Source organism: Micromonospora sp. CPCC 205558 (assembly GCF_036902955.1).
Lineage (GTDB): Bacteria > Actinomycetota > Actinomycetes > Mycobacteriales > Micromonosporaceae > Micromonospora.
Genome location: NZ_JBAKHR010000002.1, coordinates 313,807 through 326,582, shown reverse-complemented (window position 1 = coordinate 326,582; position 12,776 = coordinate 313,807). Strand labels below are relative to the sequence as shown.

Here is a 12,776-nt window from a genome sequence, read left to right as displayed (position 1 = left end):
CATCACTCGGGTCGGGTCACCCCATTTGCCGTGAGTCGACACCCCTCAGCCCGAGGAGGCCCCCGTGCCTGTGAGCGCATTGGACCAGCACCTCCAGGGGATTTGCCGCCTGTCGGCAATTCCCGCGATCGTCCTGCCCGACCGGTCACCCGGCCGGTCCGCCCCGACGAGACCCAGACCGGCCCGCCCGGCAACCGACGGGACGGGGGCAACACGGTGACCACCTTCGGTTACGCGGAACGCCCGGTCGGCCTGACCGGTCAGCCGGCCCGCTCCCACGTCAACGAGCGGCCAGCAGCTCGCGCCCCACTGGACGAGCAGCCCGGAGGCGTCGTGCGGGGTGACAGCGCGGCGCATCGGATCCGCAGCCGGCCACACCACAACGAGCCACCGCCGCGACCAGCGGTGCCCGGTGGAAACGCGAAGCCGGCCGGCGGCCGGGTGGCCGTACCGCCCCGACCCACCATGCCCGTGCAGGGTCGTCGGATAAGCGACACACCGGCGGTCATCACCGACCCGGCGGCGGGTGAGACAGCGGTGATCCCGGCGGTGCCGGCCACCACCGCCACCACCCCGACCGGTTTTCCGAGCCGCCCGGACCCGTCCGACCCGGCAACCGAGGTCTGGACCCTGATCGAGCGGGCCCAGGCCGGCGAGTCCGAGGCGTTCGGTCTGATCTACGACCGGTATGTGGACACCGTCTTCCGGTTCGTCTACTTCCGGGTCGGCAACCGGCAACTCGCCGAGGATCTCACCTCGGACACCTTCCTGCGCGCGCTCAAGCGGATCGGCAGCTTCACCTGGCAGGGCCGCGACCTCGGCGCCTGGCTGGTGACGATCGCCCGCAACCTGGTGGCCGACCACTTCAAGTCGGGCCGGTACCGGCTGGAGGTCACCACCGGCGACGTGCTCGACGCCGACCGGGAGGACCGGGGCCCGGAGGGCAGCCCGGAGGCCGCGGTGGTGGAGCACATCACCAATGTCGCGCTCCTCACCGCCGTGAAGCAGCTCAACCCGGAGCAGCAGGAGTGCATCGTGCTGCGCTTCCTCCAGGGCTTCTCGGTCGCCGAGACGGCCCGCGCGATGGGCAAGAACGAGGGAGCCATCAAGGCCCTCCAGTACCGCGCCGTCCGCGCCCTGGCCCGACTGCTGCCCGACGGCTTCCAGCCGTAGTTTGTTACGGCGGGGCCGACGGGCGTCGATCAACGTCCGCGCAGCTCAGAGTCGGTCCCGCCCGGTGATGACCATCACTTTCTGTAATTTCCGCTCCGCCCGGCCCGTAACCCGTGCCCGGCCCGCCGCGTTTCTCCGGGTGCGACCGGTGGATGTCCCGGCAGGCCCGGGTCACCGAGGTCCGACCGGCACGCCGGCGGCACCTCACCTCCGTGGTGTCACACTGCCGCCCGGTCGCTGGCAACGACGGCGGCCGACCGGCCGTGACCAGCGAGAGGAGGTGCCTGCGGTGGACAACACCCTCTTCTCCCGCCGGCGCGCGGAGCGCTTCGCGCAGCTTCTCGACGAGGCCAACGGCGCTCGGCGACACCACGTGCGATCCCGGGTGGACGGTCAACTCGCGTCGCTCGTCGCAGTGGGTCAGCGGCTCAGCGTCGACCCCCCGGCTGTCGAGGTGGACCAGGACTTCCGCACCGGTCTGCGGGCGATGCTGCTCGCGACGGCCGAGCGGGAAGGGCTGGGCAGCGCACCGGCGGCGGCCAGCGAACCGACCGCGACGACTACCCGTGGGCGGCTGCTGCCGGCGGTCACCGCCCGGCGGGCCCGAGCCCGGGGCGCGATCCTGGTCGGCATCGCCGCCGGGGCGATCGCCGTCTCCGGGATCTCCGCCGCCAGCGAGAACGCGGTGCCCGGTGACGCGCTGTACGGCATGAAGCGCTCCACCGAACGGGCACAGCTCGCCCTGGCCAGCTCGGACATCAGCCGAGGCCAGCTCTTCCTGGACTTCGCCCGGACCAGAGTTGGCGAAGCCGCCAAGCTGCGCGGCGACCGGATCGGCTACAGCGCGGTCCTCGACGACATGGACGCCGACAGCCGGCAGGGAGTTCGCCTGCTCACCTCGGCCGCTGTGCAACGGGCCGAGCCGGGCAGCCTGGACACCCTCAACACCTTCGTGTCGAGCCAGCGCCGGGCGGTAGGCGGCCTCCTCGACGGGAGCACCCGTGTCGATCGGGAACGGACCCACCGGTCGCTGCTGCTGCTGGACAGCATCCGGGAACGCTCGGACGAGCTGCGCGCGGCGATCGGCTGCGGCCTCCCGGCACCGACCGCCAGCGACGCCCTCGGCCCGGCCCCGAGCGCCTGCCCCGGCGCCCGCTGACCCGCGCCTCTATACCGCACGCCCGACCGGTCGCGCCACAGTTCGCTGTGTGCCCGGCCGGTCGACCGTCTGCGGCGGATACCCTCGCCAGGGAGCATCTGTCGTACCGGCGAGGAAGGGAATCGCGTGGCGCGTAGCCGTAAGGTGACGGTCAGCACCGACGCCGAGGGGCACACTGCGGGCTGGGCGGAGACCGACCTGGCCCCGGTCAGCGCACCCGACCCGACCGCCGCGGCGTTCTTCGACGTGGACAACACGATGATGCAGGGCGCGTCGATCTACTGGTTCGCCCGTGGGCTCGCCTCCCGGAACTACGTGACCACCAGCGACCTGGCCCGATTCGCGTGGCAGCAGCTCCGCTTCCGGGTGCTGGCCCGCGAGCACGCCGGTGACATGTCCCTGGCCAAGGAGGCGGCGCTGGCCTTCGTGCAGGGCTGGCGGGTCGACGAGGTCGAGCACCTCGCCGAGGAGATCTTCGACGAGTTGATGGCCCCCCGGATCTGGGCCGGCACCCACCAGCTCGCTCAGCGTCACCTGGACGCCGGTCAGCGGGTCTGGCTGGTCAGCGCCGCCCCGGTCGAGATCGGCCGGGTGATCGCCGCCCGGCTCGGCCTGACCGGCGCCATCGGCACGGTGGCCGAGGTGGCCGACGGGGCGTACACCGGGCGATTGGTGGGTGACCTGATGCACGGGCCGGCCAAGGCCGAGGCGGTCACCCAGCTCGCCGCGGTGGAAGGGCTCGACCTGACCCGCTGCGCGGCCTACAGCGACTCAGCGAACGACCTGCCGCTGCTCTGCGCGGTGGGCCGGGCGGTGGCCGTCAACCCGGACGGTCCTCTGTTGCGGCAGGCCCGCCGGCACGGCTGGGAGGTACGGGACTTCCGCACCGGCCGGCGAGCGGTCAAGATCGCCGTACCGTCGACCGCGGCGGCCGGGTTGGTGGCCGGCGCGGTCACCGCCGGCCTGGCCCTGCAGCGCCGCCGCCGCGCCGGCTGAGGCGTCCGAAGCGCGCTAAGGCCCGAACGGGTCGGGCCGTCGCTCCAGCAACGTGTGCAGGGTCTGCTGGATCGTCTCGCGCACCTGGTCAGCGAGGTTGAAGACCACCAGCGGGTCGTCCGCCGAGTCGGTCAGGTGGGCGGTGGGGATCGGCGGGCAGAACTCGATCAACCACTTGCTGGGCAGCGGCACCATGCCCAGCGGGCCGAGCAGGGGGAATGTCGGCGTGACCGGGAAATACGGCAGCTTGAGCAGCCGCGCCAGGGGCTTGAGGTCGGCGAGCATCGGGTAGATCTCCTCGCCACCGACGATGGCGACGGGCACGATCGGGGTGCCAGTGCGCAGCGCCGCCGAGACGAACCCGCCCCGCCCGAAACGTTGCAGTTTGTACCGGTCGGCGTAGAGCTTGCCGATGCCCTTGAAGCCCTCCGGGAACACCCCGACCAGATCGCCGTTGCCGAGCAGCCGCTCGGCGTCCGGGTTGCAGGCCACCGTGCCGCCGGTCTTGCGGGCCAGCTCGGAGACGACCGGCATCCGGAAGACCAGGTCGGCGCCGAGCAGCCGCAGGTAGCGGTGCGCGGGATGCTTGTCGTGCAGCGCCGCGGAGAGGATCAGGGCGTCCAGTGCCACCGTCCCGGAATGGTTGCCGACCACCAGGGCGGGCCCGTCCACGGGCACGTGCTCCACCCCGCTGACCTCGGTGCGGAACCAGTCCCGGTAGAGCAGCCGCAGCAGCGGGTGGAAGACCGCGTCGGTCAGCTCCGCGTCGAAGCCGAACTCGTCGACCTCGTAGTCACCGGAGAGCCGCCGGCGCAGGAACGCCAGCCCGTTCGCGACCTTGCTGTCCCAGTGGTCCCCGGGCCGGTCCGCCACCGCCGGCCCGGTGCCCCCGGGCAGCTCGGCGTCGACCTCGTTGGTCGGCGTCGGTGCTGCAGTCGGGGTCGGCGCGGCCTGCGCGGTCGGCCGATGTCCGTTGCGCCGCGCCGGCTCCGCGTCCGGCGCGGGCACCTGCTGGGGTACGTCGAAACGCCCGACCGACTGCGGGTCGCGTCCCTCCTCCGGACCGCTCATGATGACCGTTCCCGGACCGCTGAGCGGACCTGCCGGATGCCGTCCAGGACGAGTTGCTCGGCAGCGGCCAACTGATCGCGGGTGACCACCACCCCACCGTGGTGGGCGCGGATGAAGTCCTCGAACGCCTCGGCGGTCGACCGGGGCGTGAACCCGTACTCCTGCTCAAGCCGGCTGGTGTCGACCACCCGGCCGTGCACGAAGAGGTCGACCTGGTCCAGCCCGTAGCGGCCGAAGCCCATGGTGCGGGCCAGCGCAGCGGCCCCGGAGAGACCCGGCTCCAGCACCGGCACGGCCACCCGACCGGCCCGCCGGATCGCCTGGGACAGCGACAACACCCCGGGGCCGGCGACGTTGTACGTGCCGGGGTGGTCCTCCACGATCGACCGGTGCAGCACCTCCAACGCGTCGTCGAAGTGCAGGAACTGCAGACGGGGGTCGCGGCCGAAGACGGTCGGCACGAACGGCTGCGAGAAATAACGGGTCAACGTGGTGTCGGCGGTCGAGCCGATGAACGGGGCGAAGCGCAGCACCGTTGCGGTGACGTCGGACCGGCGACGCCGGAAGCCACGGACGTACCCCTCAAGGTCGAGGATGTCGCGGCCGAAACCGCCGCGCGGCACCTCGCGGGGCTCGGTCTCCTCGGTGAAGACCGCCGGATCCCGGAACGACACCCCGTACGCGGCGGTCGACGACCGGACCACGAGCTTGCGCAGCCGGGGGGCCCGCTGGCAGGCGGCGAGCATCTGCATGCTGCCGATGACGTTCTGGTCCTTCATCGCGGACCGGCCACCATGCTGCGGGTCGGGTGAGGTGACCAGCGCGAGGTGCACCACCGCGTCGACGTCCAGGTCGGCGAGGAGCCCACCGAGCGAACCGCTGTCGATGCGGAGTCGTTCGACCCGGTCCAGCAGGTCGGTGAACTCGGTGCCGGAATCCGGTGCGTCCACTCCGATGACCCGTTCGATGCGCGGGTCGGCGGCCAGTCGGGCCGCCACGTGGGCACCCAGGTAACGACCCACTCCGGTGACGACGACGACCCCCGGAGCACCTGAGGTGCCACCGGGGGTCATCTGACGCACCTACGCCGGCAGGATGGACCGAGCCGGGACGACCACGGCCTGATCACCTGAGCCTCCGGAGGTCGACAGTTTGGCAAGTGACGCCGAACGCCGGGCCGTGAGCCCGGCGACGATCACTTGCCGAGACGGCGACGCTGGACGCGGGTCTTGCGCAGCAGCTTGCGGTGCTTCTTCTTAGCCATGCGCTTACGGCGCTTCTTGACCACCGAGCCCATACGACAGCCTTTCGATACAACGTGCGGGGCGGACCGGATGACACCACGCAGGTGGCGACGGCGACCGCTTGCGGACAACGGACCGGACCAGTCTGGGCGGCGGGGCGCACCGGTGGGGTCTCGGTCGGGCTCCAGGGTAGCCGCAGGGCGTCAGCCGGACCAACGCGCCCCCGTCACGGCCGCCCGGGGTGCGCGACTGCGGAGCTCGGAAGCTCGCTCCCTACGCTCACCGATGCCGGTCAGCCGGCGATCGGAGGGCGAGGCGGTGACTCAGGCGGTCTCCTGAAAGGCACCCCGCAGGTATTCGTGCACCGCATGCTCGGGCACCCGGAATGACCGGCCGACCCGGACGGCGGTGAGCTCACCGCTGTGCACCAGGCGATAGACAGTCATCTTCGACACCCGCATGACCGTCGCCACCTCTGCGACGGTCAGGAACTTGACCTCCGACAGCCGTCCGTCGGACTGTGACCCGGCCATGGCTCACCGACCCATCCCATGCCCGGCGCGTGCCAACCCGACGGATGCTCCGGGCCGGGCCGGCGACGCGCGTGTTACCAGTACGGTAGCGGGGCGGTTGTGACCGGCGCGATCCCTTCCTGCAACTGATCATGTTTCGGTGGCCGGTTCACCCGATCCGCGCTCCCGGTTTCCGCCCGTCCGCGTTCGCTGTCCGGTTGGTCCGGCGCCGCTCATTCGGTGCGCAGCGCGACCACCGGGTCGAGACGGCCGGCGCGCTGCGCGGGGACCACCCCGAAGACGATGCCCACCACCGCCGACACACCGAAGGCCAGCGCCAACGACCACCAGGTGATCGCGGCCGGAATGGGCGACAGCGCGTCGACCAGCAGGGCGGTTCCCACACCCAGCGCCATTCCGGTCAGCCCGCCGATCGTGGTGAGCAGCACCGCTTCCAGCAGGAACTGCACGCCGATGTCGCGGGGACGTGCGCCCACGGCCTTGCGCAGCCCGATCTCCCGGGTCCGCTCCCGGACGCTGACCAGCATGATGTTGGAGACGCCGACGCCGCCGACGAGCAGCGAGATGCCGGCGATGGCCGCCAGCACGCCGGTGAGGACACCGAGGATGTCGCCGAGCACGCCGAGGATCTGCTGCTGGGTGACCGCGCTGAACTCGGTGTCCGGGTGACGGCGGTTCAGCTCGGCGACGATCCGTTCACCCAACTCGTCGATCCGCTCCCGGTCCGGCGCCTTGACCGCGATGCCGTCGACCCGCTGGGTGCCCCAGAGTCGTTGCGCGGCGGTCACCGGCACGTGCACCTCGTCGTCCCGGTCGACGCCGAGGCTCTGCCCGAGGGGCGCGAAGACGCCGATCACCCGGAACCGCACCCCGGCCAGCGCCACCTGCTGGCCGAGCGGGTCCCGGTCGGGAAAGAGCGCACGGGCGACCGAGTCGCCGAGCACCGCCACCCGTCGGCTGGTGTCCACGTCGGTGCCGGTGAGGCAGCGGCCCCGGGCCAGCGACCGCGTGAACACCGCCGGGGTCGTCTCCAGGACGCCCTGCACTGTGGTGAAGTCGGAACGCGCGCCGGCCCGCGCGGTCGCCCCGGAGGCGACGGTGACCGCCACCCGGTCGGGGTCACCGACCACCCGGGTGACGGCGTCCACGTCCTTGAGGGTCAGCGGCGAGACGACCGGCGCGTTGCCCACCTCGATCCGGCCCGGGACGACCAGCAGCAGGTTGGAGCCGAGGCCCTCGACCTGTTGCTCGACCTTCTGTTTGGTGCCGGTGCCGATGGCCACCAGCAGGACCACCGAGGCCACCCCGATGATCACCCCGAGCATGGTCAGCGCGCTGCGCAGCCGGTTGGCCCGGAGGGCGTCCAGCGCGACCCGCCACGCCTCGGCGACTCTCACGCCGTACCTCCGGGTTGGTCGACCTCGGGTTCGCCCGGGGCGACGTCGCGCGCGTCGGTGTCGAGCCGCTCGACCTCGGACGGAAGGCGCCCGGTGGCTCCGGTGGCGCCACCAGAGCCACCGGACGGGTGCCCCGGGCCGCTTCCGGACGCGGACCGGGGCTCCGCGCTGGGAGCGGAGACCAGTGTCGCAGGTCGACCGTGATCAACGGACAGCGGTCGATCATGGGCGGAGCGTGGGTCGGCGTTGGCCGCCACCGGCGGGTGTGGGCTCGCGGCACTGTCCGCCACGACCACCCCGTCGCGCATGGTGATCCGACGCTGGGCGCGGGCCGCCACCTCCTGGTCGTGGGTGACCATCACCAGCGCCACCCCGGACTCCGCGTTCAACTGCTCCAACAGCTCCAGCACGGCGGCGCCGGTGACGCTGTCCAGGTTGCCGGTTGGCTCGTCGGCCAGCAGCACAGTCGGCTCGGTGACCAGCGCGCGGGCGATCGCCACCCGCTGCTGCTCACCGCCGGACATCTGGTTGGGTCGGTGGTCCAGCCGGTGACCGAGGCCAACCCGGCCCAGCATCGCCGCCGCCCGCTCCCGCCGCTGCCGGGCCGACACCCCCCGGTAGACCAGGGGCAACGCCACGTTCTCCACCGCCGAGGTGCGCGGTAGCAGGTGGAACGCCTGGAAGACGAAGCCGATCGTCTCGTTGCGCAGGGTCGCCATCTCCGGCGGGGCGAGGGCATTGACGTCCCGCCCGCCGATCACCAGGCGGCCACCGGTGGGCCGGTCCAGCCCACCGAGGAGGTGCATCAGGGTGGACTTGCCCGAGCCGGACGGGCCGACCAGGGCCACGTAGTCCCCCGACTGCACGGTGAGCGACACCCCGCGCAGCGCCTGCACCGACACCCCGTCGAGCTGGTACGTCCGGGACACGTCCACCGCCTCGATGGCCGGGACCCGCCCCCCGTCGTGCGGACCTGAAACGGCAGGCTCGGTCACCGGACTTCCTGGCCGTCGCGGACCTGATCGGCACCGCGCACCACGATCCGGTCGCCGGGCTGCACGCCGTTGAGGATCTGCACCAGGTCGGCCCCCTGGACGCCCACTGTCACCGCCGCCCGGCCCGCCTTGCCGTCCCGGACCACCCAGACCACGTCCCGGCCGTCGACCGAGAACACCGCAGACGCGGGGACGGTCACCGCGTCGGCGGCCTCGCGTACCCGCAGGTGCACGACCGCGTTCATGCCGGGGCGGGGCGTCGGGGCCGGCTCGTCCTCGGCCAGCTTCCCGGCGCCCAGCGCGAGACGGACCCGATAGGTGACCCCGCCCTGCGCGGAACTGGTGGGCAGCACGTCGACCGAGCGGACGACCGCGTCGTAGCTGGCGCCGGTGACGGCGTCCAACTCGACAGTGGCGGTCACGCCGGCCTTGACCAGCAGCACGTCGGTCTCGTCCACCTCGGCGAGCAGGCCCAACTGCCCGGTGTCCACCACGGTCAGCACCGGCGTGCCGGCGGTGACCAGCCCGCCGACCACCACCGCGTCGTCCACGCCGGCCGGCGGCCCACCCTGACTGGGGGCCAGCACGGACGGGTCAAGACCAGCGCCACCGGCCTGCTCCAGCAGCCCGGCCAGACCGGCGTTCGCGCCACCGCCGGCCCGGGTGCCGCCCGGCTGCACCACCCCGGCGATCGGGGCGCGCAGGGTAAGCGCGTCGACGCTCGCCTTCGCCAGGTCGTACGCCTGCTGGGCCTGGAGCCGCTGCGCCGCGGAGAGCGCGCCGACGGCGGAGCTCAACCCGTTGATCCCGCGCTGCACCGCGCGGACCGCCTGGTCGGCGCTGCGCGCGGCGGCCGCGTACTGGCGTTGCGCGGACGTCACCTGGGTCAACAACGCGTCCCGCAATTGCGGGTCGGCGATCTTCTCGGCGGCTTTCCGTGCCGCGTCGAACGCCTCATCGGCCGCCTTGTCGGTGCCGCGCCGGCTGCTGGTCAGGCTGCCCGCTCCCACGCCTCGGCCGGCGCGCTTGGCGGCGGTCAGCGCCTCCTTCGCCTGCCGCAGCCGCTGCTGCGCGGAGGGCGAGTCGACCACGGCCAACACCTGACCGCGCTTGACCCGCTGTCCAGGCTGGACACGCAGGCTGGCCAGGGTGCCGTCGGCGGGAGCGGTAAGGGTGGCAGCGGCGCGAGCGGTCACCGTCGCGGGCGCGTCGATCACCTCGCTGACCGCATTGCGGGCCGCCGACGCCAACGCGAGGTCCGGGTCTTCGTCGCCACACGAGGCGGCGGTGGTGGCGGTGAGGACGACGACGGCGGTCAGGGCGATGAGCAGGCGGGGCCGCATGGTGCTGGCGGGCCGTGACGACTGAGGACGGCGCACCCATCGATGGTACGGCGCACCGCCCGCGAGCTGCGTCAGCCGGCGGTGGCCCGGACGTACGCCACGCACTCGTCGTGCAGCGTCGACCACTGTTCACCGAACGCCTTCTCGGAGGCCGCGTCGATGGTCCTGCCGTCGTGCACCACGGTCTTGAAGAAGGTGAGCAGCCGCAGCGGCCCGTACCGGTCGACGAGGTGCCGAACGGCCAGGTAGCCGATGCCGTAGCTGCCGGCGACCCGTTCGGCGGAGGCATCGTCGGCGGGGTTCACGCCCTCCAACTTGCCATCCCAGCCGCCCCGGACCATCTTGCGCACGTCGGCGATCCCCTCGTACCTGTCGACCGCCTGGCCGCCGGCACCGGCGAACTCGGCCAGCCCTTCGACCAACCACCAGGTGAGCTTGCCCGGGTAGCCGCGCTCCGGCAACGACGCCGCGTGGGTCAGCTCGTGGCGCAGCAGGTCGTCGGTGCCGCTGCTGGAGAGCCCTTCGGCGTTGAGCACAACCTCGTGATGCCCACCGCCCACGGTCACCGCGTAACCGCCTGTCCATTCTGGGCGTTCCCCGCCGTACCAGCGCTGCCACTCGGTGCGCCCGGCGTAGAAGATCCGGTATCGGTCCGGCGGTGATCCGGTCACCGCGTACCCGTCGGCGACCTTCGCCGCCGCCTCGGCCTGCGCGAGCAGGCCGGGCAGCTTGCCGCGCAGCGCCGGCGTGGTGGCGACGATGGTCCGCGCGCCGACGGCGACCGCCAGGTCGCTGATCTCCCACGGTCGGGTGCCGGTCTCCACCGACTTGGATTCCTCCATGGCGACCATCCGGGGCTGGTCACCGTTCTCCCGCCAGCGGGTGCCGATCAGCACCGGGCTGGGCCGGCAGTTCGGCGTGACGAAGCAGTACTGGAAGCGCACCAGCAGCCGCCACTCGCCGGGCTTGCCGATGATCGGCACGGGCAGGCCACTCGGCTCGGCCCGCCAGCCGGTCACCTTGAGCTCGCGTAGCGCGGCGAAGCGTCGGCGCAGGTCGTTGTGGGCAACGGGGTCGGCGACGGCGAGGAAACCGGCGCGGTCGCCGCCGAGGAGCGCCGCGGACTGCCGGTGGAGCTGCGCGGTGATCCGGTCTGACAACCCGCGCGCCACGGCGGTGGCCGGGTCGTCGGCCGCCGAGGCACCGACCCGGCTGACCGTGGGGCGCGCGCCTGACTCCCGGATCACTCCGACGACGAGCGCCGCCGGCAGGCCGCAGCCCAGCAGCAGGAAGACCACCACGAGCACCGTCCACAGCGGCCAGAGCCGCCGTGGTGCTGGCTGCTGCACCTCGTCAGTCACCCGCCGAAGGGTACGACCAATACCTGGACGCGGTGAGGCCGCCCCGGGCCGATCGGCCCGGCGACCCGATCACCGGCCGGTGCCCGGCCAGGAGCGGAACGAGATGTCCATGCTCGCGATCAACTGGTGGTACGAGCGGTCGACGTCGCGGGGCAGGCCGAAACCGCCCGCGGCTTCCAGGGTCACGAAGCCGTGCAGGGCGCTGCGCAGCGCACGGGTCGCGTCCACCGCGTCGTCACCGGTGAGCCCGTACCCACGGAGCACTGCGGTGACGGCACCGACGGCGCGTTCGCCCGCCTCGACGTGCTCCGGGTCGGCCGGGTCGGGCACCCGTTGCGTCGCCGGGTAGCGGCCCGGGTGCCGGTGGGCGTAGTCACGGTAGGCGCCCGCCATCGCCCGGAGCGCGTCGCCACCGGAGCGGCCGACGGCGGCGGTGGTCATCTCGGTGGCCAGCTCCGCGGTGGCCAGGGCGGAAAGCTTCTGGGCCAGCGCGTCCGCCCCCCGCACGTGCTTGTAGAGGCTGGGCAACGCGACCCCGAGCCGACTGGCGAGCGCGGCAAGGGTGAGCTGCTGAAAGCCGACCTCGTCAGCCAGCCGGGCCGCCTCCCGTACGACTGTCTGCTGGTTGAGGCCGACCCTAGGCACCGGCGCACACCGCCAGGAAACCGAGCAGCTCCTCGGCGGTGCGCTGCGGCTGGTCGGCGTGCGGGTAGTGGCCGGACTCCTCGATCATCCGGGCCTCGGCGGTGCCGAAGAGCCGCCGGGCGGCCCGTGCCTCGGCTCCCGGGTCGGGGAAGTCCGGGTCCTTGGACCCCATCAGCACCAACACCGGTTGCCGCACCTGTGGGGCGCGGGCGGTCCAGTGCGGCTCGGCCGGTGCGATCACACCGCGGGTCGCTGCCATCCGGCCGGGCTCGCGCAGGTTGGCGACCATCGAACGGCGGTAGGCCGCGTCGTCGGCGGGTCGGTGCACCGGGAACAGCGTGTTGTGGAACATCCCGAAGAGTCTGGGGCTGTGCAGCACGGACCACATCGCCATCCGCAGCAGCGGGCTGAGCTTCGGCTGACCGACGAACGCGCCGATCTGCACGATGCCGGTGACCAGCTCGGGCGCGTCGGTGGCGGCGAAGACCACCGCCGCCGCGGCGGACGAGCTGCCGACCAGGACGGCCGGGCCGGCGTCGAGGTCGCGGACCACGGCCAGCAGGTCCGCGCCGACCTCGGCCGGGGCGTACGTGGGCCAGCCGGCGCTGGACTCGCCGTGCCCCCGGACGTCGACCGAGGCGACCCGGTGACCGGCGGCCACCAGCAGGGGAACGAGGTGCCGGAAGCTCGCCCGGTTCTCGCCCATGCCGTGCGCGAGGACGACCAGCGGCCCCTCGCCCTGCGCCTCGTACGCGATGTGTCCGCCGTCCCGCCGCACCTGGTTAGTTGTCATAGCCTTAAAGCTAAGCTACTTAGCCAAGGTTGGCAAGCCGGAAACTCAGACGGGCCGGCGGTGACC

At 72.6% G+C, this 12,776-nt stretch carries 13 protein-coding genes; 3 read left to right on the top strand and 10 right to left on the bottom strand.

Features of this window, described 5'->3' with window-relative positions:
• Positions 1-216 precede the first annotated feature (216 nt).
• From V6U86_RS03945 to V6U86_RS03935, 3 genes are all read left to right on the top strand, one after another.
• Positions 217-1,173 carry an ECF subfamily RNA polymerase sigma factor, BldN family gene (locus V6U86_RS03945; RefSeq protein ID WP_334498479.1) on the top strand — a complete coding sequence of 319 codons (957 nt, stop codon included), beginning with the start codon at positions 217-219 and terminating at the stop codon, positions 1,171-1,173.
• A gap of 289 nt (positions 1,174-1,462) precedes the next feature.
• Positions 1,463-2,332 carry a DUF5667 domain-containing protein gene (locus V6U86_RS03940; protein WP_334498477.1) on the top strand — a complete coding sequence of 290 codons (870 nt, stop codon included), beginning with the start codon at positions 1,463-1,465 and terminating at the stop codon, positions 2,330-2,332.
• Positions 2,333-2,458: 126 nt separating this feature from the next.
• Positions 2,459-3,328: an HAD family hydrolase gene (locus V6U86_RS03935; RefSeq protein ID WP_334498475.1), complete on the top strand. Its 870-nt coding sequence runs from the start codon at positions 2,459-2,461 to the stop codon at positions 3,326-3,328.
• Positions 3,329-3,343: 15 nt separating this feature from the next.
• Here the strand turns inward: V6U86_RS03935 and V6U86_RS03930 are convergent, their stop codons facing one another.
• From V6U86_RS03930 to V6U86_RS03885, 10 genes are all read right to left on the bottom strand, one after another.
• Positions 3,344-4,399, bottom strand: a complete 1,056-nt coding sequence (locus V6U86_RS03930) for a lysophospholipid acyltransferase family protein (RefSeq protein ID WP_334498474.1) — start codon at positions 4,397-4,399, stop codon at positions 3,344-3,346.
• The gene (locus V6U86_RS03925) at positions 4,396-5,472 is read right to left on the bottom strand and encodes an NAD-dependent epimerase/dehydratase family protein (protein WP_334498472.1); all 1,077 of its coding nucleotides are present in this window, start codon (positions 5,470-5,472) and stop codon (positions 4,396-4,398) included. The genes V6U86_RS03930 and V6U86_RS03925 overlap by 4 nt, the downstream gene beginning before the upstream one ends.
• Positions 5,473-5,594: 122 nt before the next feature.
• Positions 5,595-5,696 carry a 30S ribosomal protein bS22 gene (locus V6U86_RS03920; protein ID WP_007465623.1) on the bottom strand — a complete coding sequence of 34 codons (102 nt, stop codon included), beginning with the start codon at positions 5,694-5,696 and terminating at the stop codon, positions 5,595-5,597.
• A 270-nt stretch (positions 5,697-5,966) separates the two neighbouring features.
• Positions 5,967-6,176: a helix-turn-helix domain-containing protein gene (locus tag V6U86_RS03915; RefSeq protein ID WP_007465625.1), complete on the bottom strand. Its 210-nt coding sequence runs from the start codon at positions 6,174-6,176 to the stop codon at positions 5,967-5,969.
• A gap of 212 nt (positions 6,177-6,388) precedes the next feature.
• Positions 6,389-7,573, bottom strand: coding sequence for an ABC transporter permease (locus tag V6U86_RS03910; protein WP_334498465.1), 1,185 nt, complete (start codon positions 7,571-7,573; stop codon positions 6,389-6,391).
• Complete coding sequence (locus V6U86_RS03905; protein ID WP_334498463.1) at positions 7,570-8,568, bottom strand: ABC transporter ATP-binding protein; 999 nt, start codon at positions 8,566-8,568, stop codon at positions 7,570-7,572. Before V6U86_RS03905 ends, V6U86_RS03910 begins: the two co-directional genes overlap by 4 nt.
• Positions 8,565-9,911, bottom strand: coding sequence for an efflux RND transporter periplasmic adaptor subunit (locus V6U86_RS03900; RefSeq protein WP_334498632.1), 1,347 nt, complete (start codon positions 9,909-9,911; stop codon positions 8,565-8,567). Before V6U86_RS03900 ends, V6U86_RS03905 begins: the two co-directional genes overlap by 4 nt.
• 71 nt (positions 9,912-9,982) lie before the next feature.
• The gene (locus V6U86_RS03895; protein ID WP_334498461.1) at positions 9,983-11,272 is read right to left on the bottom strand and encodes a hypothetical protein; all 1,290 of its coding nucleotides are present in this window, start codon (positions 11,270-11,272) and stop codon (positions 9,983-9,985) included.
• A gap of 69 nt (positions 11,273-11,341) precedes the next feature.
• Positions 11,342-11,917, bottom strand: coding sequence for a TetR/AcrR family transcriptional regulator (locus V6U86_RS03890; protein ID WP_334498459.1), 576 nt, complete (start codon positions 11,915-11,917; stop codon positions 11,342-11,344).
• Complete coding sequence (locus tag V6U86_RS03885; RefSeq protein WP_334498457.1) at positions 11,910-12,710, bottom strand: alpha/beta fold hydrolase; 801 nt, start codon at positions 12,708-12,710, stop codon at positions 11,910-11,912. Before V6U86_RS03885 ends, V6U86_RS03890 begins: the two co-directional genes overlap by 8 nt.
• Between the last annotated feature and the right edge of the window lie 66 nt (positions 12,711-12,776).